24 protein-coding genes are annotated in these 22,987 nt (G+C 54.6%); 16 read left to right on the top strand and 8 right to left on the bottom strand.

Annotated features, from left to right (window positions below; genetic code table 11):
- The first annotated feature begins 64 nt into the window (after positions 1-64).
- The 6 genes from cysC to nagA are packed head-to-tail and all read left to right on the top strand — an operon-like array spanning position 65 to position 5,132.
- Positions 65-550: an adenylyl-sulfate kinase gene (cysC, locus tag RHJ80_RS09375; RefSeq protein WP_225901714.1), complete on the top strand. Its 486-nt coding sequence runs from the start codon at positions 65-67 to the stop codon at positions 548-550.
- Between the two features lie 59 nt (positions 551-609).
- On the top strand, positions 610-816 hold the full coding sequence (locus tag RHJ80_RS09370) for a DUF2839 domain-containing protein (RefSeq protein WP_206199944.1): 207 nt from the start codon (positions 610-612) through the stop codon (positions 814-816).
- Between the two features lie 7 nt (positions 817-823).
- Entirely contained in the window at positions 824-2,071 is a 1,248-nt protein-coding gene (locus RHJ80_RS09365) for a D-alanyl-D-alanine carboxypeptidase (protein WP_310800863.1), read from the top strand.
- Between the two features lie 3 nt (positions 2,072-2,074).
- Positions 2,075-3,706, top strand: coding sequence for an ATP-binding protein (locus RHJ80_RS09360; RefSeq protein WP_206199942.1), 1,632 nt, complete (start codon positions 2,075-2,077; stop codon positions 3,704-3,706).
- Between the two features lie 50 nt (positions 3,707-3,756).
- A complete protein-coding gene (locus RHJ80_RS09355; RefSeq protein ID WP_011057929.1) occupies positions 3,757-3,984 on the top strand; it encodes a ferredoxin family protein in 228 nt (75 codons plus the stop codon).
- On the top strand, positions 3,981-5,132 hold the full coding sequence (gene nagA, locus RHJ80_RS09350; RefSeq protein ID WP_310800862.1) for an N-acetylglucosamine-6-phosphate deacetylase: 1,152 nt from the start codon (positions 3,981-3,983) through the stop codon (positions 5,130-5,132). The genes RHJ80_RS09355 and nagA overlap by 4 nt, the downstream gene beginning before the upstream one ends.
- On the opposite strand, the gene RHJ80_RS13135 is transcribed toward nagA, so the two are convergent.
- Positions 5,119-5,340 carry a CD225/dispanin family protein gene (locus RHJ80_RS13135; RefSeq protein ID WP_315863378.1) on the bottom strand — a complete coding sequence of 74 codons (222 nt, stop codon included), beginning with the start codon at positions 5,338-5,340 and terminating at the stop codon, positions 5,119-5,121. The two genes, nagA and RHJ80_RS13135, sit on opposite strands and share 14 nt — an antisense overlap.
- Positions 5,341-5,599: 259 nt before the next feature.
- Here RHJ80_RS13135 and RHJ80_RS09345 point away from each other — a divergent pair, with 259 nt between their 5' ends.
- Both RHJ80_RS09345 and RHJ80_RS09340 read left to right on the top strand, forming a co-directional pair.
- Positions 5,600-6,466 carry a tetratricopeptide repeat protein gene (locus tag RHJ80_RS09345; protein ID WP_310800861.1) on the top strand — a complete coding sequence of 289 codons (867 nt, stop codon included), beginning with the start codon at positions 5,600-5,602 and terminating at the stop codon, positions 6,464-6,466.
- A 1-nt stretch (position 6,467) separates the two neighbouring features.
- Positions 6,468-7,007, top strand: coding sequence for a GNAT family N-acetyltransferase (locus RHJ80_RS09340; RefSeq protein WP_310800860.1), 540 nt, complete (start codon positions 6,468-6,470; stop codon positions 7,005-7,007).
- Here RHJ80_RS09340 and recA read toward each other — a convergent pair.
- The gene (gene recA, locus RHJ80_RS09335) at positions 6,974-8,032 is read right to left on the bottom strand and encodes a recombinase RecA (protein WP_302678148.1); all 1,059 of its coding nucleotides are present in this window, start codon (positions 8,030-8,032) and stop codon (positions 6,974-6,976) included. The genes RHJ80_RS09340 and recA overlap by 34 nt on opposite strands.
- 74 nt (positions 8,033-8,106) lie before the next feature.
- Positions 8,107-8,895: a hypothetical protein gene (locus RHJ80_RS09330; RefSeq protein ID WP_310800859.1), complete on the bottom strand. Its 789-nt coding sequence runs from the start codon at positions 8,893-8,895 to the stop codon at positions 8,107-8,109.
- A 32-nt stretch (positions 8,896-8,927) separates the two neighbouring features.
- On the opposite strand from RHJ80_RS09330, the gene RHJ80_RS09325 reads away from it, so the two are divergent.
- Both RHJ80_RS09325 and RHJ80_RS09320 read left to right on the top strand, forming a co-directional pair.
- The gene (locus RHJ80_RS09325) at positions 8,928-9,386 is read left to right on the top strand and encodes a thioredoxin domain-containing protein (protein ID WP_310800858.1); all 459 of its coding nucleotides are present in this window, start codon (positions 8,928-8,930) and stop codon (positions 9,384-9,386) included.
- Positions 9,387-9,400: 14 nt separating this feature from the next.
- On the top strand, positions 9,401-10,558 hold the full coding sequence (locus RHJ80_RS09320; RefSeq protein ID WP_310800857.1) for a DUF58 domain-containing protein: 1,158 nt from the start codon (positions 9,401-9,403) through the stop codon (positions 10,556-10,558).
- On the opposite strand, the gene RHJ80_RS09315 is transcribed toward RHJ80_RS09320, so the two are convergent.
- A complete protein-coding gene (locus RHJ80_RS09315) occupies positions 10,555-13,236 on the bottom strand; it encodes a CHAT domain-containing tetratricopeptide repeat protein (RefSeq protein ID WP_310800856.1) in 2,682 nt (893 codons plus the stop codon). The genes RHJ80_RS09320 and RHJ80_RS09315 overlap by 4 nt on opposite strands.
- 436 nt (positions 13,237-13,672) lie before the next feature.
- Here RHJ80_RS09315 and RHJ80_RS09310 point away from each other — a divergent pair, with 436 nt between their 5' ends.
- Entirely contained in the window at positions 13,673-13,933 is a 261-nt protein-coding gene (locus RHJ80_RS09310) for a hypothetical protein (protein WP_206199935.1), read from the top strand.
- Positions 13,934-14,097: 164 nt separating this feature from the next.
- Positions 14,098-14,313 carry a hypothetical protein gene (locus RHJ80_RS09305; RefSeq protein ID WP_310800855.1) on the top strand — a complete coding sequence of 72 codons (216 nt, stop codon included), beginning with the start codon at positions 14,098-14,100 and terminating at the stop codon, positions 14,311-14,313.
- Here RHJ80_RS09305 and RHJ80_RS09300 read toward each other — a convergent pair.
- Together RHJ80_RS09300 and RHJ80_RS09295 are read right to left on the bottom strand one after the other, a co-directional pair.
- Positions 14,310-15,767: a DUF58 domain-containing protein gene (locus RHJ80_RS09300; RefSeq protein ID WP_310800854.1), complete on the bottom strand. Its 1,458-nt coding sequence runs from the start codon at positions 15,765-15,767 to the stop codon at positions 14,310-14,312. The two genes, RHJ80_RS09305 and RHJ80_RS09300, sit on opposite strands and share 4 nt — an antisense overlap.
- Complete coding sequence (locus RHJ80_RS09295; RefSeq protein ID WP_310800853.1) at positions 15,764-16,705, bottom strand: MoxR family ATPase; 942 nt, start codon at positions 16,703-16,705, stop codon at positions 15,764-15,766. The genes RHJ80_RS09300 and RHJ80_RS09295 overlap by 4 nt, the downstream gene beginning before the upstream one ends.
- Positions 16,706-16,835: 130 nt before the next feature.
- Here RHJ80_RS09295 and RHJ80_RS09290 point away from each other — a divergent pair, with 130 nt between their 5' ends.
- Both RHJ80_RS09290 and RHJ80_RS09285 read left to right on the top strand, forming a co-directional pair.
- Positions 16,836-17,582 (top strand): hypothetical protein, encoded by a 747-nt coding sequence (locus RHJ80_RS09290; protein ID WP_310800852.1) that lies wholly within the window; start codon positions 16,836-16,838, stop codon positions 17,580-17,582.
- A gap of 144 nt (positions 17,583-17,726) precedes the next feature.
- Positions 17,727-20,255 (top strand): glycogen/starch/alpha-glucan phosphorylase, encoded by a 2,529-nt coding sequence (locus RHJ80_RS09285; RefSeq protein ID WP_310800851.1) that lies wholly within the window; start codon positions 17,727-17,729, stop codon positions 20,253-20,255.
- A gap of 76 nt (positions 20,256-20,331) precedes the next feature.
- Here the strand turns inward: RHJ80_RS09285 and RHJ80_RS09280 are convergent, their stop codons facing one another.
- Positions 20,332-20,694: a DUF6464 family protein gene (locus RHJ80_RS09280; RefSeq protein WP_149818841.1), complete on the bottom strand. Its 363-nt coding sequence runs from the start codon at positions 20,692-20,694 to the stop codon at positions 20,332-20,334.
- Between the two features lie 112 nt (positions 20,695-20,806).
- Here RHJ80_RS09280 and RHJ80_RS09275 point away from each other — a divergent pair, with 112 nt between their 5' ends.
- Positions 20,807-21,457: an exopolysaccharide biosynthesis protein gene (locus tag RHJ80_RS09275; protein ID WP_310800850.1), complete on the top strand. Its 651-nt coding sequence runs from the start codon at positions 20,807-20,809 to the stop codon at positions 21,455-21,457.
- Positions 21,458-21,491: 34 nt separating this feature from the next.
- A complete protein-coding gene (locus RHJ80_RS09270) occupies positions 21,492-22,118 on the top strand; it encodes a hypothetical protein (protein WP_310800849.1) in 627 nt (208 codons plus the stop codon).
- An 11-nt stretch (positions 22,119-22,129) separates the two neighbouring features.
- On the opposite strand, the gene RHJ80_RS09265 is transcribed toward RHJ80_RS09270, so the two are convergent.
- A complete protein-coding gene (locus RHJ80_RS09265; RefSeq protein ID WP_310800848.1) occupies positions 22,130-22,987 on the bottom strand; it encodes an aminotransferase class IV in 858 nt (285 codons plus the stop codon).

Raw genomic sequence — 22,987 nt, 5'->3', positions numbered from 1 at the left:
TATGACCCACTCCGAAGGCTTAACTCTCTAGTTTACTGGTCTCTCTGGGGCTGGTAAAACAACGCTGGCTCACTATGTCCACAAGCAGCTTCAGGCGGCTGGCCATGCTGTTGAACTTCTCGATGGCGATATTGTCCGCCAGCATTTGACAAAGGGGCTGGGGTTTTCTAAAGAGGATCGGGATGAAAATATCCGCCGCATTGGCTTTGTGGCTCAACTGCTGACTCGCCACGGGGTGATCGTGATTGTCTCGGCAATTTCGCCCTATCGCGAGATTCGGGATGAGGTGCGGCATAAAATTGGCCGCTTTGTTGAGGTTTATGTGAATGCCCCCTTGGCAGTGTGTGAGCAGCGGGATGTAAAGGGACTCTATAAACGGGCGCGGGCAGGGGAGATTCGCAATTTTACGGGGATTGATAACCCCTATGAGCCACCCTTGAATCCAGAGGTGGAATGCCGCACGGATTTGGAGACGATTGAGGAGAGTGCGGCTAAGGTGTTGCAAAAGCTGGCGAAGTTTGGTGTGGTGTGCCCAATCGTTGAGTCCTAGAGGGTCATTGCCCCGCAAAAGTATCTAGGATAGAGATTGTAACCGTTCGAGCAGCGAGTATGGGTGAGGCAAAACGGCGCAAGGAAACCCTCGGTGAGGCCTACGGTCAACAAAAGAAGGGCTGGCTCCAGAAAGAGCAACTGCTGCTAATCCAGAAGTGGGTAACGCGGGGCACCTGGGTAGGGATTGGCCTGCTGGTGGTGATTTGGCTAACGGTTCGCTTTATTGGCCCCAGTTTGGGATGGTGGCAATTGACAGCAAATTAGAACGGGTATGCTAGATTTGTTGGCAGCATTGGCATGGTACTGGGGACAGCCGCGCATTGAGGCATTAAAGGCAGTCATCTTTCCCTCTGAGGTGGCACTGCATCAGTATCGCGATCGCTACCTGCAAACATTGGCACAGGAGGGTTTTTCTCCCAATCAACAGGGCATCTGGGTTCAAAGTGCTCAGCAGTTACTCGTGAACCACCAAGGCGATCGCCCCCTTGCGGCTGCATCGGTCACTAAAATTGCCACGAGCCTTGCTGTGCTGGATAAATACCCCTTTGACTATCAGTTTCTGACTCGCATCGGCACCACAGGCACGCTGCAAAATGGTGTTCTCAGGGGGGACTTGGTCTTGATTGGCGGCAATGATCCCCTCTTTGTCTGGGAGGAGGCGATCGCCATCGGTAATGCCCTCAATCGCTTGGGCATTCGTCAAGTGCAGGGGAATTTAGTCATCGTTCCCCCTTTTGTAATGAACTTTTACCCTGAACCCCAGACCGCCGCAGCGCTATTCAAACTCGCCCTAGATCACCGCCGCTGGACGCCTGAAATTCAAACGGCCTATGAACAGCACCTGAAGGGACAACCCCGCCCCCAAGTAAGTATGACGGGTGAAACACGCTTCCAAAGCACGATCCCTGCGAGTGTTACCCTGCGCCTCGAGCATCGCTCACTCCCCTTGGGGGAAATTGTGCGGCAAATGAATATCTACAGTAATAATGAGATTGCGGAAACCCTAGCAGAAATGGCAGGGGGTGCTGCAACCGTAGCTCAAGTGGCCGCCCGTAAAGCCAATGTACCCCCCAGTGAAATTCAACTGATCAACGGCTCAGGTCTGGGGGAGGAGAATCGCATTTCTCCCCGGGCGGCGTGTGGGATGCTTTTGGCGCTTCAGGAGATGCTCGCTCAGAAAAACCACAGTTTGGCGGATGTGCTACCCATGGCGGGGCGCGATCGCGGCACCGTTGAGTATCGTCAGTTACCCACCGCCACACTGGTGAAAACCGGTTCCCTTTGGAATGTGAGTGCGTTGGTTGGCGTCTTACCCACAGCAAAATACGGCACTGTCTGCTTTGCGCTTCTCAATGGCGGAGACAACCTAGAAGGGTTTCGGCGGGCACAGGATCGCTATGTGCAGCACTTGAGTCAAACGCTACAAGCGACGCCAAGACTGGGTGCTGAATTTCACCGCCAAGCCCCTGCTCCGCGGTTTGGCGACCCGCAACGCATCCAACTCGTGACGGCTCAATAGGCAATGACGGCTCAACAACTGGGAATTGTCGTCCAAGGTTCCCTCAGTCAAGGCCTTGAAGTGCGGCTCAGTGGTAGCGTCTCCGTTGAGGAACTGCGGGTTGGTCAATTTTTGGTGGTGCAAGGCCAGCGATCGCGCTTCTTTTGTCTGCTGACGGATGTCGTGCTTGGTACGGCCAATCCCCGCATTCTGCTCAATCCCCCCGCCCTTGAGGATACCTTTTTGCAGGAGGTACTGGCGGGTACGGGCACGTTTGCGACGCTAAGTGTGGCACCGATGTTGATGATCCTCAACGATGAGCAGGATTTACTGCCCGTAAAAACGATCCCTGCCCATTTCAGTCCTGTCTATGAGGCCAGTGAACGGGAGTTTCGCGCCGTGTTTGGCTGGGAAGACGATCCGCAGCGGCGCAACTTTGCCATTGGCACTCCCTTAGATATGGCAGTCCCCATCTGTTTGGACTTGGATCGCTTTGTCGAGCGCAGCAACGGCATCTTTGGCAAGTCGGGGACGGGCAAATCCTTCCTAACGCGGCTGTTGCTGTCGGGGATTATCCGCAAACAGGCGGCGGTGAACTTGATTTTTGATATGCACTCGGAGTATGGCTGGGAAGCCACCCGTGAAGGCAAGTCAGTCAGCACCGTTAAGGGATTGCGGCAACTGTTTCCACAGCAGGTGAAGATCTATACCCTTGATCCCGAATCCACGCAACGGCGGGGGGTGCGCGATGCCCAAGAACTCTACATTGGCTTTGATCAAATTGAGGTGGAGGATCTGGCGCTGGTGCAGGGGGAACTTAACCTTTCAGAAGCCAGCCTCGAAAATGCCATTATTCTGCGCAATGAGTTTGGCAAGGGTTGGATTAGTCGCCTTTTGGTGATGACAAATCAGGAGATTCAGGAGTTTTGCGAAACGAAGATGGGCAGCAAAGCCTCGATCATGGCGCTGCAACGCAAACTGACACGGCTAGAGCAACTGAAGTACCTGCGGAATACCTGTACCAAGAACTACATTGGTCAGATTTTGGACACTCTTGCGGCGGGTCAACATGTGGTGATTGAGTTTGGCTCCCAAGCCAATATGCTCTCCTATATGCTGGCGACGAATATTATTGCCCGCCGCATCCACCAAGCCTATGTGCAGCAGTCGGAGATTTTTTTGCAAACCAAAAATCCCAGCGATCGCCCGCGTCAACTGGTGATCACGATTGAGGAGGCTCACCGCTTCTTGAATGCAGCGACGGTGAAGCAAACGATTTTTGGGACGATCGCCCGCGAAATGCGCAAGTACTTTGTCACGCTCCTCGTTGTTGATCAACGGCCTTCGGGCATTGATAGCGAGATCATGTCGCAAATTGGCACCCGCATCACCGCACTCCTTAACGATGAAAAGGACATTGAGGCCATTTTCACTGGGGTGGCGGGTTCGCAGCAGTTGCGATCGGTGTTGGCCAAGCTGGATTCTAAACAACAGGCGCTTGTGCTGGGTCATGCGGTGCCGATGCCTGTGGTGATCCAAACCCGCAGCTATGACGAAACCTTCTATGCCGAGATCGGCGATCGCGATTGGGAGGAACTCCCTACACCCATGTTATTGGAGGCGGCTCAAGCGGCGAAGTCAGATCTGGGGATCTAGCCTAGAGCTTTAGAATTGATCCTGAATCAACTCTCAGTGAGGAAAACGCTGTGGCGCACACCATTGTCACGAATACCTGCGAAGGGGTTGCCGATTGCGTTGAGGCGTGTCCGGTGGCCTGTATTCATCCGGGACCGGGGAAAAATGCCAAGGGCACCGATTGGTTCTGGATTGATTTTGCCACCTGTATTGACTGTGGCATTTGTTTGCAGGTATGTCCCGTGGAGGGGGCAATTGTGCCTGAAGAACGCCCTGATCTGCAAGCAACGCCGGCATGATGACTGAGCAATGGCTCGATCGCGTGCGGCTTTTGGGGAGCGATCGCTGGCAACAAGTACAACTCACAAATGGTAAAGTGACGGCGATCGGCACTGACCTGATTCCCCCCGATGGCTCTGAGGTGCTGGACTTCGGCGGCGATTATCTCTCCCTTGGGGGCGTCGATCTGCAAATTAACGGTGCCTTGGGCATTCCCTTTCCTTGGTTAAAGACCACCGAACCACTGCCAAAAATTGGCCGCTATCTTTGGCAAGAGGGGATTGATGCCTACGCCCCGACGATTGTGACTGCTCCCCTCGCGGAAATTCACACTGCCTTGAGGGTGATCCACGAATACGTGCCTAATGCGCAAGAGCCTGAAGCCAACATTTTAGGTGTGCATTTGGAGGGGCCTTTCCTCAATCCCCAGAAGCGCGGTGCTCATCCTCAGTCTCATCTTCAGCCCTTGAGCCTAGAAAGGGTGCAAACAGTTTTAGGGGAGTTCAGTGACACCGTTCAGATTCTCACCCTTGCTCCAGAGTTAGATGCCAATGGTGAAGCGCTGCCCTATGTGCGGCAGTTGGGAATTACCGTGAGTTTAGGTCACTCTTTGGCCACCGTGGAGGAAGCGCAGGCGGCTTTTGATGCCGGTGCCACAATGATCACCCATGCCTTTAATGCCATGCCCCCTCTGCATCATCGCGAGCCGGGACTGTTAGCAGCAGCCTTGACAGATCAGCGGGTCTGGTGCGGCGTGATTGGTGATGGGGTTCATGTTCATCCGCAAATACTGAAGGTGTTGTGGCAGTGCGCAGGCGATCGCCTGTTTTTGGTCAGTGATGCCTTGGCACCCCTTGGCTTGGGGGATGGCATCTACCCGTGGGATCAACGGCACATTGCAGTGAAAAATGGCACTGCTCGCCTTGAGGATGGGACTCTCTGTGGCACAACGGTTCCCCTCTTGGCAATGGTGGGGCGCTTGGTGGATTGGGGCGTGTGTGATTTTGAGGCGGCTCTTGGCTTGGCAACGCTGAACCCCCGCCGTGCCATTGGTTTGACGACGGCGTTACTCGGGCAACCGGTGAGTCATCTCCTGCGCTGGCGATCGCCCCACCACTATGAACGACTGCCCAGCGAGCTACATCCCCCCTTGCTCAGCCATGATTGAGAGCACCATGAGTACCGCATAAAGGGCACCACCGAGCAATCCCGCAATCACCGAAATCCAAGTAAATAAGCTTGGCCTTGTTTGAGGCCTCCAACGCCCCGGCGCGATCGCCTACTGCTAACCTTGAATTGACTTGGGCAGCAAAAATAATAGCGACAATACCGAAAGGCAAACAGCAGCAAATCGTGGACAGAATCGCTGGAACCATGTAGTTAGGAATGTTTTCATTTGAAGGGTTCATTGTTAAATTTCCTTAAAAATCAGGTTTGAATAGGGTTTAAAAAATTGACAGCAATTGATTAGCGATCTTTGAATAAGCACAGGCTAGCCTATTTTTTCTCTAAAGACAATCATCTCCTTTCCACTTTTGTCAAGCGTCGCCCTCAGTCACCGCAAACGTCGGTAGGGTATGGCAAACTAAAGAGGAATTCACTTAGCTTGCAACACGGAAATTGATCGTGCCTAAAATGCTTGCCCGTTTAACCCTGAGTCTGGGTCTTGTTCTCCTGAGTGGCAGTCTGGCAACGGCACAAGTGGTGTTACCGCGCACCCTTGAACTCAATGCCAAGGAGATGGAGCAAAATGGTTTTATTGTGGCGCAAGAAGCCCTGCAACTGGCACAGTTCCAGCAATTTCAAGAGGCGTTGGTGCGGGCAAAACTGGCAGTGCAGTTGGCACCTCAAGCCCACGAAATTTGGGCATTGCTGGGGGGACTCTACCTCACGGTCAATCAACCCAAGGATGCAGTGCCAGCCCTAGAGCAGTCTTTGAAACTCAATGATAAAAATCCGGGGGCTTATTTCAACTTAGGCTCTGCCCATTTTCGCCTCGGACATTATGGAGCCTCAGTGCGGGCGATCGAGCAGGGATTGGCACTGAAACCCGATGCCACAGAGGAATGGTTCAACCTTGGCAACGCCTATCTAAAACTGGGACAAAAGGATCGGGCGATCGAGCAATACCGCCGCTCATTGCGCTTGGATCGTCAGTTTTGGCCAGCCTATACCAACATTGGTCTCGTGCTCTATGAACAAGGCAATATCCGCCAAGCAGCCAAGAACTGGGAACAGGCGGCAGAGATTGACCCCAAAGCCAGTGAGCCGAAACTTGCTTTGGCCACAGCCCTGCTGCAACTGGGGAATGAAGCAAGAGCACTACAACTGGCAGCGGAAGCCCTGCGTCTCGATAGCCGCTACGGCACGGTGGAATTCCAGCGGGAAAACCTCTGGGGCGATCGCCTAGTGGCCGATACGCAAACCCTATTGGCCAAGCCCCCTCTGCGGGCACTGATGAGCCAACTCCAACCTGAGCAATCTGCCCTTCCTCAGCCCTAGAATGATTGAGATTCGTGCGGCAGAGATCACTGACCTTGCCAGCATTGCCCAATTAGTGGCCTTGAGTTTTCACCCCGGTGGTGGTTGGCAAGCCCTTTGGCGCAGCTTTGTCCAGTTGGGGATGGAGCAGGATTTGCGCGATCGCTGGCAGCGCGAGCGTCCCCACTACCAGTGTTGGCTAGCCGTCATATCCATGGGAACGTCTGCTCTATGTGTGGGGAGTGTGGAAGTGCAGCTCCGTGAGATCAAGGGTGAACCCAAACCTTACCTGTCCAATTTGGCGGTGCATCCGGACTACCGGCGGCGTGGCATTGGCCGTCGCTTGCTGCACACTGTTGAGGGCAGCCTCTGCTCTAACTACTCCGATCTTTATCTTCACGTCCTTGCTCACAATCAAGCAGCACAGCAATTATATGCCCGCTGTGGCTTTGCAGTGGTTGAGGAAGGCTTCACGTTTTGGGGAGAGCGGAAATTACTCCTGCGGAAGTCCCTCGCGGGCGATCGCCCCTATTCTCCGTCACCCATGTCATCGTGGGTATGAGTCACCGTATTGGCGGAGACAACTGCCCCTTGGTCTAGCTTTTGCCGCACCTGCTGTTCGACCTCTTGGGCAAAGCTGGGGTTCTCCTCCATGTATTTAATTGTGTTGTCGCGGCCTTGGGCCAAATTTTCACCGTTGTAGGAGTACCAAGCCCCTTTGCGGCTAATCACACCGGTTTCCTCGGCCATATCAAGAATGCAGCCGAGATTGGAAATGCCCTTACCAAAGATAATGTCAAACTCGGCAATGCGAAAGGGTGGCGCCACCTTGTTTTTGGCCACCTTAACTTTGGCGCGAATCCCAAATTCCTCCGTTCCCTTCTTCAGGGTTTGCACCCGCCGAATATCTAGGCGCACCGAGGCATAGAACTTGAGGGCGGTTCCGCCGGTTGTCGTTTCTGGGTTACCGTAGGTGACACCAATTTTTTGCCGCAATTGGTTCAGGAAAATCACGGTGCAGCCTGTTTTACCAATATTACCGGTAATTTTGCGCAGGGCTTGGCTCATCAGGCGGGCTTGCAATCCCACATGGCTATCCCCCATATCCCCCTCAATTTCGGCGCGGGGCACCAAGGCGGCAACGGAGTCCACCACCACAATATCCACGGCTGTCGAGCGCACCAGTTGATCAACAATTTCTAGACCCGCTTCGCCAGTGTCTGGCTGAGCCACCAGTAGGTTTTCAATGTCCACGCCGAGGGCAGCCGCATAGGTGGGATCAAGGGCATGTTCAGCATCGACAAAGGCAGCCACGCCACCGGCTTTTTGGACTTCAGCTACGGCATGGAGCGCCAAGGTAGTTTTCCCCGAACTTTCAGGGCCATAAATTTCAATGATCCGCCCCTTCGGCAGTCCACCCCCCAAAGCAAGGTCAAGGGTGAGTGCCCCGCTAGAGATGGTTTCCACTTTCATGCGGGTGGCATCCCCAAGGCGCATGATGCTGCCCTTACCAAAGTTGCGTTCGATTTGGGAGACGGCAAGCTCAAGGGCTTTGCGCTTTTCGGGGGAAAGGGTGGTGTCACTCATAGCAAGCTGAAGAAGTTGGCACTTTTCTAGGTTAGCGGATTGGCGAAATTGATGGCTTAAGCTGCGAGGGTGAGTTAGATCAGCTTGCGACGCACAACGATGGCATTATCACCCACCACCGGATCACGGACAAGCAGGTGACCTTCGGTATCCACCACAATCACGGTCTGATACCCCAAGTCATGGGCAGTTTGCCAAAGGTTCTGGGCTAGTTGATCCTGCTTTGTAGGACTGAGATCATACCAACTGTTGGCCAGCATCAATTCCAAGCGCTGTTCGCTGGGGGTGAGGGTGAGGGTGGGATCAAGAGCGTTGCTGTAGCGATCGCAAAGGGCCAGCAATTGTTGGCGGACGGTGAGGCTGTCACTGACGAAAGTGGAAGGAGCGATCGCCCCTGGTGACGGAGTGGGTGTCGGTGTCGGCTGGGGTATTGGGGCGGGTGTTGCCGCCATGGGTGTGGGTGCCGGGCGGGGTTGCACAAGGACACTGGGTTGGGGACGCTGGGTTGCTTTCACCGTTGGCCGAGGGGGAGATTGAAACCAACTCAGGGGATTCAACCAGAGCAAAATGAGAAGTAGGGCGATCGCGATCGCGGTCAATGTGGCGCGGTTATAACGCTCCTGGAGATGACTCGGCAGCCGTTGCTGCACCCAGCCCATTCCCTGCCACCATAGGGCTGCCCCTCGACTGACCCATGAACGTTCCGGAGTCAACTGCTCCGGGGCAATCGCCCGTTGTGTGGCCACCCCCTTGAGTTGCTCTGTGGCCTTGCTAAGCAGTTCACTGATTCCCTGAAGTGTGGCGATCGCTTCCCGTAACAGCAGGGGGAAAAGGTTTTGCCAAAGGGTGGGCTTGGGGGTCATTTGGGAGCGCCAATCGATCGTATGAGCTATTTTTGATCCTACGGCATCATATCGCCGCAAATCGCTGCTGCAAAACCGCCGCTGACTGCTACCATGATCCCAAGACAAACCGAGATAACAACGTGAAGGGCATTCAGCAATTTAATATTGAAGGATTCCAGCGGCAAATTCGCAGTGCCCCTGTGCCTGTGATCGTGCATTTTTGGGCTCCTTGGTGTGGCCTGTGCCGCCTCATTGATCCCCTGCTGGATCAACTGGAGCAGTCGCTGCCGCACCGGTTGCAAATTCTTCGGATCAATGCCGATGAAAACTTTGCCCTCAGTCGTCACTTCCAACTGACGAGTCTGCCAACCCTTCTTTTTTTCGATCGCGGCGAATTGGTGCAGCGGTTTGATCCTGCTCTTGTCAAGGGGGACTTTCGTCAAGCCTTGCAGCAACTGCTTGCCCACTCCTTTCCTAGCCTCTTGCCTGCTGAGTCCCACCGCTCCTAAGACCCGAAGTTGCGATGACTAAGCTGCGTCGCCTCAGTCAGTTTTTAGAGGAACGCTGGGTGACCCCCGCCTATGCGGGACTGTTGCTATTGGGCATGAATCTCTTTCTTTTTGCGGCAGCCATTAATTCGATGGCGGGTTGGCTGTACGTGATTACGGGGATCATTTTTGGTCTGCTCTTGGTGGCGGCGATTCTACCGCCGCGCTATTTGCGGGGATTGGTGCTGGAGCGAGCCAAGGTGGATCCAGTTCATGCGGGCGATCGCCTACGCCTGACCGTCTTTCTGACCAATGCCACCCAAACGCCTCGCCACAATTTGCAAGTGATTGACCCCGTTCCCCGTGGCCTCTGGTCAGCCACCCAGCGCGAATGTCCCCAACAGGCGATCGAGCGGCTGCCACCACAGGAAACAACCACTTGGCAGTACGATCTCATCCCACCGCGGCGGGGGATTTATGAGTGGCAACAGCTTCGGCTGCGCACCGCTGCTCCCTTGGGCCTCTTTTGGTGTCAGCGCTCATTTCCCGTACCGCAGCAGGTGGTGATTTATCCGCAGGTTTTGCAACTGCAACAGTGTCCTTTACTCGATCAACTGGGGCAAGAGATTTCCCAAGAGTGGCGCGATCGCCAGCATCATCTTCACGTTGCCCAAGAGGGCATCACCCGTGCCTTACGTCCCTACCGCTGGGGAGACCCTTTGCGTCTAGTGCATTGGCGCACCAGTGCCCGCTATGGCGAACTGCGAGTGCGCGAGTTTGACACCTTTAGCGGTGGCAATGCCGTGACCGTTGCCCTTGATACCCATCCCCACTGGAGCGGCGAAGACTTTGAGCAGGCGGTGATTGCGGCGGCTAGCCTCTACCTTTACAGTTTGCAACAGCAAATTCCTGTCCAGTTTTGGAGTCCCGCCACGGGGATGCTCCACGGTCAGCCAACGGTACTGCGGGCCCTAGCAGCGATCGCCCCCGGCGACACCGATGCTGAGTATCCCATCGATTCCCTTGTCTGGCTCACCAGTCAATGGCCTAGTCCTGAACCTTTGCCCCCCGGCAGTATCACTGTGCTCTGGGGAGAGCCACCCTCACGGCGGCATGGGGCAATTCTGTGGATTGATCGCGATCGCCCCCTCGGCAGCCAATTACAAACCCCTATCAGCTACCCCCTGTCTTAGGGCAGCGGGCGCCACTCACCACTGCTAACAAAGGCCGCCCAAAAATAGGGAATTTGCTTACTGGAGTCATTCATTAACTGCAACTGCGCTTGCCGTAGGGCTTCACTGCGTCCCTTGCCAGCCGCTAGATTTTGATAAAAGGCAACCATCAGTTGTTGGGTCGTGGTGTCATCCACCTTCCAGAGGGAACTCACTTGGGTACGTGCCCCCGCCAAGGTAAAGGCTCGCCGCAAGCCATAGACACCATCGCCATTGAGAATATCGCCACGCCCCGTATCACAGGCGGACATCACCACTAACTCGGTACCATCAAGGTTAATGCCGGTGACTTCAAAAGCCGTTAACACGCCATCATCCACCCCACTCTGCCGTTGATTGAAACCCGCCAAGGCCAAGCCGGAGCGCAACAGTGGATTTTCCCCCCTAAAGGGAGTATTGGCATTGAGACCACGAGTGTTTTGCAGCACTTGGGGAGAGACGGGCGGACTCTCTAGGAAAAATCCATGGGTGGCGAGGTGAAGTACCCGTGGCCGCTGCGTTTGTTTGATGGTAGTTTCGGTGGCACTGCTACCCGTGAGGATCTGCGCTTGGGGCAAGAGCGTGCTTACGGTTTTCACCTCCGTGGCGGTTCCGGGTAACTCCGTAAATGTCAGGCTGCGCAAATCCAGCGATCGCGGGTTCACTCCCCGCTGACTACTTGCCACGGCACGACCACTCCCTTGACTAAACGTGGGATTACCCACTACCAAGGGGGGATTTGCCGGTTTGCCCCGCTGTTGCAGCCGCAGCAAGTCGCGTCCTGAGGTGAGCAGTGTGATCGTATAGGACTGCACCAGATAGCGATCCTGCCGATCCACCAAAGCCTCAAAGGGCAAGGTATTCAACTGGCCATCGGGGGCGACGAGCAGATGGGTACTGCCCGCTAGGAAGGGTTCCAGAGGAGCCAAGAGGCGCTCATAGGCCGCCTTCAAAGAGGGCTTCGTTACCGTAGCGGGCAATCTTGGATCCGCCATCCGCTGGCGTGCTGCCTTAATGACCGTATCGAGATCAGCGACGGTACCCAAGTCACGCCATTGGGGAGCACCCCTATTTTTCAGGGCATAGAGGGCGTAGCGGGGGGCTTCCCAGCGGTTGGCTTTCGGGTTGTAGGGCACATACTGGATAAACTCCAATAGCACAGCATTGGCGGGAATTGCTTGCTGCACGGCACTGAGAGTGACGGGGGTAACGTCTAAACGGAAGCTGACATTTTGACTCATCAGCTGGGCTTCCAGTTGCTTGGCTCGCTGTTCGAGTTGGCTAATTTGGCTGGCCGGCGGTGGGCGATCGCGCACAAAGGTGAGGCTAGCAATCTGTGTTCGCACACGAATTAATTCATCCAGTTGCTGCTGCCCCGAGGCATCCAATTGATTGCGTAGGCGACTGGCCGTTGCCGCTAAAACATCCAACAACCGACCTTTACGGCGCAAAATGGTCGTCAAGGCTAGGTTGGCCACTGCTGGATTCTGGGGATTCCCCTGTAAATGGAAGGAAATCGCGGTGTTGGTGGAGTCTTGAAACGTGGCCAGATAGTTGCGCTTGTATTCCTCAGAGCCAACCACGAGGTTGCGGCTAAGGTTGACCTCTTCAATCTCAAGGGCACGGTTGAGAGCCGTTAAGGCCTCGTTGATCATTCCCTGTGCCCAGTAGGCTTTGGCTAAATTGGCAAGACTCAGCGCCAAGTAGGGATGTTCGCCACCAAGGGTACGCTGCCGCAGGGCAATACTGCGTTGATAGAGGGGAAGCGCTGCCCCGTAATTGCCTTGGACTCGATAGAGTTCAGCCAAGTTGTTGAGGCTAGTGGCCACATCGGGGTGATCTGTCCCCAGCACTTTTTCGCGGATGGCCAAACTGCGTTGGTAAAGGGGTAGTGCCGCGCCATAATTGCTCTGAGCACGATAGAGTTCGGCAAGGTTATTCAACACCGTTGCCACCAAGGGATGTTCTGTCCCTAAGGCGGGTTCGAGGAGACCCAGACTGCGCTGGTAGAGGGGCAAGGCTGTGGTTAGGCTGCCCTGCAAATGGTACATCACTGCCAAGTTGTGCACACTCAAGCCCACATCGGGATGGGTCTTGCCAAGGGCTTGTTCACGGATGGCAAGGGCGCGTTGATAGAGGGGCAGGGCCTCACCGTAGTTGCCTTGATCGGTGTAGAGGTTGGCGAGGTTATTGAGGCTGGTGGCAACATCGGAATGATTGGCGCCAAGGGCTTGTTCACGGATGGCTAAGCTGCGCTGATAGAGGGGAATCGCCTCACTAAAGTTGCCCAGTTCCTTGTAGGTGACAGCAAGGTTATTCAAAGTTGCAGCCACAGTGGGGTGATGGGCACCTAAAACCCGCTCAGCGATCGCTACCAATTCCCGCGAGGGTGCCACTGCTGCGCCATAATTCCCCTGTTTTTGCAACTGCTCAATCTGATTTGTGAGGGCAATAACATGATTACTATCGCCGCCAAAAGAGGTTTTGCGAATCACGTCTAGTTCACTGACGGCGGCACTATAGCGCTGTTGTAGGGCATCCAACCGCTGCATAATATCGCGCAACTGTTGGGCTTCATTTTGTGCGAGTCCCCGCTGGTAAAATCCTGTGGTGGTGGCGATCGCCAACAGAAGCGCAAAACCACACCGATGACCCGACATCTGTCTCATAAAGCACCTGCCGCTGCTGTCATCTCTATCCTAGACAGCTAACTTTCAGAATGCGTTCCCAATGTAACGACAAATTACAGTTATCCCCTAACCCCTAGGCGTTGCCTATAATAGAAGTGTTACGGTTGTTAACAATTCACGATAATCTCTCATTTGCAACCGAACTTAGCAATAGCAATAGCAGCCTTAATGCCTGACGGGCAGGGTTTTCGGCTATTCTTGGGAACACTCGCAGAAACAACAATCGCAGTTAGGGTAGGCTTATCTAAAGGTCATCAATTTGTAAAGACGTGTAATTCATTTTTCAATTCTTTATTTGTATTGATGAGAACGAAGTGCCTATGAAGTATTTCCACTCACCAATCATCCCAACTAATCAATGTTTCTTTAAGTGATTTTCTGCGTCAACTCAGCCGAGAGTATTTTTATGGATAGTGATGGTTATTTACCAGAGATTCTTACCCTTCTAAGACAATTGCTACCTTTGTTGATTAGCCTTTTAGATGATGCCTTTGCCCTTGTCCTGACCCGCCTCGGTTGCCATCTTCCTTGGCTCGAGAAGATCATGCCTTTTGTCCTCAGTGGAGTGACGCTCTATGTGATTATTCATGGCGGTAAGGTGATCCACGAGTTTTGCCAGCAGAAATGGGAATCACCTCAATCCCCGAATGTATCCCCGTTGCAATAGTGTTAGGAAATCCCCACAAATCCCACTGCATTTTGGTAGTCATTTTTACAATCGTGGGCGATCGCCGTTAAGATCAAGGTGAAGCCTATGACCGGTTGAATGTGGGTGTGGGAAGCGCACGGAAGCCTGTGTTGCCGTGAACAACGGTGAATTCGAGGCAACCTATGGAACTGCAACGTTCAGTCCCCCCAGCAATTGAGCAAGAATTTATTCGACGTCAGGTGGTGAGTCAACTCCTGCAAGCGCGTTTGCGGGCAACTTGTGGGCTGACGCAGACCTCGACACCCCTTCCCCTAGCGACACCAACGGGCGATCGCCCGCCCCTACGGCCATTACAGGAGCCAAGGAATACCAGTGTGATCGAGGCTAGCCAACCCTAGAGGCGACCACGGGCTTTTAGCAGCAGATAGCGATCCACCAGTTGCTCACTCATTTGATCCGCAGGCGCGTCAAGGACAAGAACCCCCTGTTGCTCCAAGTGGGCAAAGGCACGTTGCCGCTGATGCAGCAGATCGAGAGCGACGGCCTGTTCATAGAGGCTGGTCACTTGATCCACGGCAGCTAAGGGCTGTGGCATCAACGGGCGGTGGGCAAGGGTTTCAATGTGGCGATCGCGCAAGGCAACGCAGAAGGGTAGAAAACGCGGCGTGAGGCGAGCCATGGCTGCGAGGAGTTCTTGGGAAGCCACCTCATCAATGACCTCTGTGAGAACCACCACAAGGGCACGGCGGGTATAGTGTCCCAAGATCGCACTGACGGTGCCCACATAGTCAGATTCTTCGAGAACGGGTTCACAGCGATACACCTGACTCAGAATCTGCCCCAGATGGGAATCGCCACTTTGAGGCGCAATCCACGTGTGCAGTTGCTGATCAAAAATCCCCAAGCCCACCTTATCCCCCCGTCGCAAGCCCGTCAGCGCCAGTGCCAATGCCGCGTTTAAGCCCCAGTCAAAGCGTTTCAAACCAGCGACAGTAGCGGTCATCAAGCGGCCTCGATCCAGCAGAATGATCAGGGGTTGATCCCGTTCGGGTTCCATGGCGCGCACAAGAGGCCGTCCGCGGCGGGCACTCGCTTTCCAGTCCATGAGGCGCAGATCATCCCCCAAGTGGTACTCCCGCAATTCGGCAAACTCGGTGCCCCCCAAGGCATAGCGTCGCCGCCGCAAGCTGCCACTGAAGTCTAAACTGAGGCGAATCGAGAGCGATCGCAAGCCCATCAAATCGGGATAGACTTCCACTTCAGTCACAACGGGTGCAAACCAGCGTCGCCACGCCAAGCCCCAAGAACTGCGCAGCCGCACATCGCAGCCTGACCATTGAAAGGCACCCCGTCGCGGTGGAAACACATGGTAGAGCAATTCCAGCGTACTCTGGGCTGAGGCCGCAAAGGCAAAGTAGGGGATTTCACCCGTAAACTCAGCAGGCACATAGTCGTAGAGTTCAACCCAGATCTGCTCATTCAAGGAAACCTCACCACGGGTGTGCAGCCTGAGGCGAATCGGGTTTTGCCGACCAATGGAGAGCCGTGACTCACAGGCGCGATCGAGGGTCAGTTGCCAGCGACCGATGCGGATATAGTCCCACAGGGACAGGCCGAAAATGACCAGATCGTACAGTCCCATCAGGAGCCATCCCAGCCCCAGAGGCCAGTGGTGCAACCATTCCCGCAACTTCCCTTGGGGAACTGCCTCGGCGATCGGCCATAGCTCTGCTGGCAGAAAGCTGGTCAGCACTGGAAAGAGAAGCCCCAGCAGCAAGAGGCCATAGAAGCGAACCGTGGGCACCCAGCGGGGGCGATGGCGACCAAACTGATAACTGGCAGGTGCTTTCATCGGGGGACAGCAACTTTCGCGAGAATACCTTGGATCACTTGGGGCAGCGTGGTGCCGTCTAACTGGGCTTCGGGCTTGAGGATTAAGCGGTGTTGCAGTAGCGGGGTGGCGATCGCCTTCACATCCTCAGGGGTAACATAGGCGCGATCCTCTAACCACGCCTGGGCTTGGGTGGCACGTAACCAGCCCACCGCCGCTCGTGGGGAAGCCCCCAACAGCAGTTCAGGATGTTGACGACTGGCCTGCACCAAGGCCAACAGATAATCCAGCACCGCAGGCGCCACATGGACTTGCCGCACTTGCTGCCGTGCTGCCAAGACTTGCTCAACGGTAATCAACGGCTCCAAATTGAGTTGATCGAGATCCCGCGCCTCAAAGCCCCCAAGGGCATTTTCAAGCATTTGCCGTTCTGAAGTTGGCTCTGGGTAGGGGACGACTAGCTTAAAGAGGAAGCGATCCAGTTGGGCTTCTGGCAGCGGATATGTCCCTTCAAATTCCAAGGGGTTTTGGGTGGCCACTGTCCAAAATAAACCCGAGAGGGGGAGAGTGGTGCCGTCAAGGGTTACCTGCCGTTCTTCCATGGCTTCGAGGAGAGCCGCTTGGGTCTTAGGCGGTGTGCGGTTAATTTCATCCGCCAGCAGCACTTGGGTAAAAATTGGCCCCTTGCGCAGGCGAAATGTGCGACTGTTAAAGTCAAAGATACTCGTACCGAGAATATCGGCGGGGAGGACATCGGGGGTGAGTTGGATACGGCGAAATTCCGCTGCAATTAGGCGAGCGAGGAGCTTCACAAGGAGGGTTTTGGCGGTTCCCGGCACCCCCTCAAGGATGACATGGCCTTCGGCAAGAAGCGCCACCATTAACCCGTGGGCGATCGCCCCTTGACCGACAACAATCTCATTGAGACGCTGCTGCAGGCGATGAAAAAGCGCTTTCACACCCGTTCTGTCACTGCTAAACTCTCCCAATGCTAGCAGAGGTCTTGACAATCTCCCCTTGATGACAATCAATAAATTATCGTCTAGGAAAATTGGCTAGAATACAGATCGAGGGACTTTGGGCAAACCTGTGACGACAACGACTTCTCCAATTGCCACCGCTGCCCAACAAATCGTCCAGCATCCGCAGCACAACCGTCTTTTTAAGCTACTGTATGCCCTGCACCAGAATCAGTGGCCGACCCAAACACCGCCGTGGACCGTCAGCGATGTGCAACAGGCCGTGATCCAAATTCTTGAGCGGCTGAAAACCCCCACCCTTTTGGCACAGCGCCTAACGGCCATTGTCAATAGTCTCAACAAAGCACAGGCTTATCAGGTTCTCTCAGCGGCACTCCTGCAAATTTTGGTGCCCCTCTACACCCAATCCCCAACGGCCACACTGACCATCGAGGCGCCAACCTTCAGCACCGCCGATCTCTACGATTTGCGCTTGGAAGTCACTCGCTACTGTACCCCCCTGCAGATGAAGCTTCTTGTGGCTGCCCTGTTGACCACCAAACCGGTGCATGCTCAAGGCCTAGAGCGGTTTACCCTCATTGATTTACTGCAACGGCTGACTCGCCGCTATGGGGATTTAGAGATCTTGCAGACGCAGATGGCCGCTGCTTTGGCGCGCTTGCCCGATGACCCTCTCTATGCCAGTGCGGGCGATCGCCTGATCAAACTCCTAAGCACGCTCTATCAACGGTATCCACAAAACCAACCCCCAGAGGATACCCTTGGCAGTACCCCACCCACTGTTATTCCAGCCGTCACCTCAGAGACAGACGCAGAGGAAGAACTCACCTGCCAACTCTTTCTCCAGAGTCAATGAGCACCTGCTAAGGTTCCTTTGGGATGTTCCGCCCTTTTCTGGTAAAGAGATTCTGTACTTAGCGGGGAATCTTCGGCGATCGCGGTAGAACAGAAGGGAAGGGCTGACTACTAATCGCGTTAATTCTTTGCGAGGATTCCCACAATGACCAGTCTCATTCCGCCCGGTTGTCCCACGGTGCTGACGGAAGACGATCGCACCGGTACGAGTATTGAAACGCTGCGCCGCGCCTTTATGGATAATCTCTTCTTTATCCAAGGGCGGTTCCCCGAAGTGGCGACGAAAAATGATTACTACTTGGCCTTGGCCTACACCGTGCGCGATCGCCTGCTGTTGCGCTGGCTGAATTCTGCCAAAACCTATCGAGATCAAGAAAGCCGCACTGTTTGCTATCTTTCAGCGGAATTTTTACTGGGGCCACACCTTGGCAATAACCTAATTAACCTTGGGCTCTATGAAGCCGTTGAGGAAGCCATGCGGCAAACGGGTTTAAACCTCAAGGAACTCCTTGATCAGGAGGAAGAGCCGGGCTTGGGCAATGGTGGCTTGGGTCGCTTGGCCGCCTGCTATATGGATTCCCTCGCCACATTGGAAATCCCCGCCATTGGCTACGGCATTCGCTATGAGTACGGCATCTTTGACCAAGAGATTCGCGATGGCTGGCAAGTGGAAATTACGGATAAGTGGTTACGCTACGGCAACCCGTGGGAAATTCCGCGGCCAGAGTTGATTTTGCAGGTAAAGTTTGGCGGCCATACCTATAGCTACACCGATGATCAGGGTCGCTACCGAGTGGTTTGGCACCCCCATCAAGTGGTGCAGGGGGTAGCCTATGACACCCCAATCTTGGGCTACAAGGTGAATACCGCCAATCTTCTGCGTCTGTGGCGGGCAGAGGCGGTGGAGTCCTTTGACTTTCAAGCCTTTAACACGGGCGATTACTACGGTGCCGTCAATCAAAAAATTGCCTCGGAAAACATCACCAAGGTGCTCTATCCCAACGATGAGCAATTGCAGGGCAAAGAACTGCGGCTGATGCAGCAATATTTCTTCTGCTCCTGTGCCCTTCAGGACATGATCCGCCTCTACAAGCAATCGGGGAATAAGGATCTCAGCCGCTTCCACGAAAAGTTCACCGTGCAGTTGAATGATACCCATCCGGCGATTTCGGTGGCAGAACTGATGCGCCTGTTGGTGGATGAGCATCTCATGCCTTGGGAGCAGGCGTGGGACATTACTTGCAAGACATTTGCCTACACCAACCACACCCTCTTGCCCGAGGCACTGGAAAAATGGCCGCTAGATCTCTTTGGCTCACTACTACCCCGCCACTTGCAAATCATCTACGAAATTAACCAACGCTTCCTCGATCAGGTGCGCCTGCAATATCCGGGGGATAACGATCGCCTACGGCGGCTGTCGATTATTGATGAAAGTGGCTGTCGTTATGTGCGCATGGCACACTTGGCAGCGGTGGGGTGTCATGCCATCAACGGAGTGGCGGCGCTGCACTCAGAACTCTTGAAACAAACGGTGCTCAAGGATTTCTACGAACTGACGCCGCAGAAATTTTCCAATAAAACCAATGGCGTCACCCCTCGGCGCTGGATGGTGCTCAGTAATCCCGGATTAACTCGCCTGATTACCGAACGCATTGGCGAAGATTGGGTGAAGCACTTGGATCAACTGCGGCGATTGGAACCCTTGGCAGAGGATCGCGACTTTGCGGCTCAGTGGCGATCGGTGAAGCATGGAAACAAGGAACGCCTTGCGGAATACATTCGCGATCGCGTGGGAGTAACGGTGGATCCCCATTCCCTCTTCTCCATTTTGGTGAAGCGCATCCACGAATATAAGCGGCAGCACCTGTGTGTCCTCAATATCATCACCCTCTATCAGATGTTGAAGGACAATCCGCAACTGGAGATGGTATCCCAAACGTTTATTTTTGGCGGTAAGGCAGCACCGGGCTACTACATGGCCAAGTTGATCATCAAGCTCATCAACTCGGTAGCCGACGTGATTAACCGTGATCCAGCGGTGCGCGATCGCCTGAAGGTGGTCTTTTTACCCGACTACAATGTGACTCTGGGACAGCGGGTCTATCCCGCAGCGGATCTCTCACAGCAGATCTCAACGGCAGGCTACGAGGCCTCAGGCACAGGGAATATGAAATTTGCCCTCAATGGGGCGCTGACGATTGGCACCCTCGATGGTGCCAATGTGGAGATTCGTGAAGAAGTAGGAGCAGAAAACTTCTTCCTCTTTGGCAATAGGGTGGAGCAATTGCAGGAATTGTGGCGTAACGGCTACCGTCCGTGGGAGTTTGCCAATAATAACCCGATGCTGAAGCGAGTCCTTGACCTCATCGGCTCTGGTTACTTTTCCCATGGGGATACGGAACTCTTTCGCCCAATTGTGGAACACCTCTGGCAAAACGATCGCTATTGCCTCTTGGCAGACTACCAAAGCTACATGGACTGCCATCAACAGGTGCTTCAGGTGTATCAAGATCAAGCCCAATGGGCAAAAATGTCGATTCTGAATGTGGCACGGATGGGCAAATTTTCTAGCGATCGCGCCATTCGCGAGTACTGCCAAGACATCTGGCACGTTGAACCGGTGAAAATTGTTCTACCGGAAACGTCCTATATGACGCCCGCTGTGCAGTAGGCTGGCCGTCTCTGGCTCAATCTGAAATCACCCTGATGCTCCCCCTCTGCGCGAGGGGGGGTTTCGCAGCAAAACGTTAAGGTTCTCGAGGCTGGTAATCTCGACAGTCTTGGCAGGAGCCTTGAGGGTTCACAGCACACCGCAACAAGGGTGAAAGCGCATTCCAGCGGCAGGTGGGATCTCCAATCACCCACTGTCCATTGACGAGATGGCGATCGCTCGTGGTGTCACTATGCTGCACATAGAGGGCAATTTTTTCCAGTTGATAACGTCCGCCACGAAACCGGTAGCGATGACGGCGTTCTAACACGGTATAGGTTTCCCCTTCATGATCCACATGGCAACCAGGTTGGGGTGTCCAGTCGAGATAAACATGACCCAGCGATCGCCGCGGGTTGATCAGGTGCAACTCTGTCGGTAAGTCGGATGGGGTTGCCATGGCTTCAGGTTGATCGCGGCCTTAGGATCGCCTGTCAACTGTGTTGGGCATAACTAACGATCAATCTATCGTATCCTAGCAGTGGCAACATTTCCACCTCCCGTAATTTTTTATGGCAAAACTGTCCACTGACCTCGAACGTGCCTTTTTGAGTCCTGTGCCCAGCCTCAGCGATGGCGAGGTGTTAACGCAGCAACTGGTGTCCTTGGGGGATATTCTGCAGTTGGCAGGAGAGCGAACCTTCGGCTTTTTGCTGGCTGTACTTTCATTGCCCTCGGCGCTGCCTATTCCAGCCCCCGGTTACTCCACCCCCTTTGGCATTGTGCTGTTACTGTTGGGCTGGCAATTGCTCGTGGGTGCCTCAACCCCTTGGTTGCCCCCGCGGCTGCTGAAGCGCACGATGCCGCGATCCCAGATTCAAAAGATTGTGCGCACAGCTTTGCCTTGGCTGCAGCGGGTTGAATTGATCTCCCGTCCCCGCTTGCGCCCCATTTGCACGACCCGAGGCGGACGTTTGGGCTTGGGAGTTGCCGTGTCACTGATGGCAATCTCGATGATTTTGCCCATTCCCGGCACCAACACCATTCCAGCGATGGGCATTTTTACGATTGGCTTTGGTCTTTTGGATGACGATGGTTTGATTAGTCTGGCAGGGGTGGTTATTTCTCTGATTGGCTTAGCGGTGACCACCTCCATTCTGGTTGCCCTTGCATGGGGGGGAAATAGCCTCCTCGATGTATTGAAGGCTTGGCTGCATCCGTAATATAGGAGGTAATCTCCCTCACGCCTAAGGATCAATGAAAAGCCTATCCATACTGAAGTCTTGCGGTCGCTGGCTCAGCACAGTTGGGGCAATTGCTTTAGTGGCATTGCACCCCGTTAGAACTACCGCCAATCCCAGTACAGAAGACCTACCGCCAGCGGTTGCCGAGGCGATCGCGCTGCCGGTCAATGAAAAGCAAGTTGTGGTTAGCGAGCAACCCTCGGCAGTGGGCTTGACCGTACCGAGTCTCTGGTGGGCAGTTCAGCAGTTTGGGGATGGGGTGATTCAGCGCTGGCAGGCTTTTCCGGCCATCACAGCGCCGGGGGGTAGAGTTGAAGCCTTTGTGTTGCCGTCTGCTTGGGGACGCCTGCCCTATTTACGGCGTTTTGCCCTGATCAATCAGTTGGGGAATGCCAGTCGCAGCTTTGGTTATCAGTTGATCCTGCGCGATCGCGCAGCGCGCCCTTTGGGCGATCGCCGGCAGGTCATTTATGGTGCCTACACCTGTCAATTTGATGCCCTACCCCTTGAATACCTGCCAGAAGTCACCGATGCCGCAGGCAACCCGATTCCTTTTTTCCCACCCAGTACCGAACTCGACTGTCAAGTATGGGTGAATCCCAATATTCCCGTCATGTTCCCAACTCAAGAACTTCGCTAAAAGGACTGTATCTAGGCCAGAGTCGCCTTTTCCATCACTGTTAATAATTCCTGCCATAGCTTTTGGGTCACAGGTCCCGGACAGGCGGGAAAGATCACCTCATCCACTTGGCGAATCGGCATTAGCAGGCGCACCGATGAACTCAGAAAGCCCTCACTGGCTCTCGCCAGATCCTGTGGGGTGAGAATCACTTCCCGATGGGGCATGCCCAAGTTTGCAACGATCTGCAACAGCGTCGCTCGCGTAATTCCGTGGAGCATCCCAACAGCAGTGGGGGGTGTCTCGACCACACCCTCACGGACAATCCAGAGGTTACTGGTCGTGGCCTCGGTCATCTGCCCTTGGGCATTGAGCAACAGGGCGTCGTCAAACCCAGCTTGCTGCGCTTCCAATAGCGCCAAGATATTGTTGAGGTAATTGCCCGTTTTGGCAGCTGGATCAAGGGCAGCAGTGCTCGTGCGTTGCCGCTTGGCAATGGTCAGGCAAATTCCCTGTTCGCTCAATGTTGGTTCGGGGGCGATCGCCATCAACACAATCAATAACCTTGGTTGGGTCGTTGGTTCTGGCAGTAACCCAATCCGCTGGTCGGCGCCACGGGTCACGACAATCCGAATGTAATATTCTCCCGCTGGGGCAGCCGCTAAGGTACGTTGCACTTCTTGGGTAATGTGCTCATCAGACCACGGCACGCTCATGTAGAGATAGGCGGCTGAAGCGCGCAACCGTGCGAGGTGCTCTGGTAGGGCAAAGGGAATCCCGCGGTAGGTACGCATCACTTCATAAACACTATCACCGTAGAGAAACCCGCGATCAAAAACAGAAATCGAGGCCTCTGGCGTAATCACCCCATCCAAATTGCAGAGCAACAC

The sequence above is a fragment of the Thermosynechococcus sp. QS41 genome (assembly GCF_031583515.1).
Lineage (GTDB): Bacteria > Cyanobacteriota > Cyanobacteriia > Thermosynechococcales > Thermosynechococcaceae > Thermosynechococcus.
This window is presented reverse-complemented; position numbering and strand designations above follow the sequence as displayed.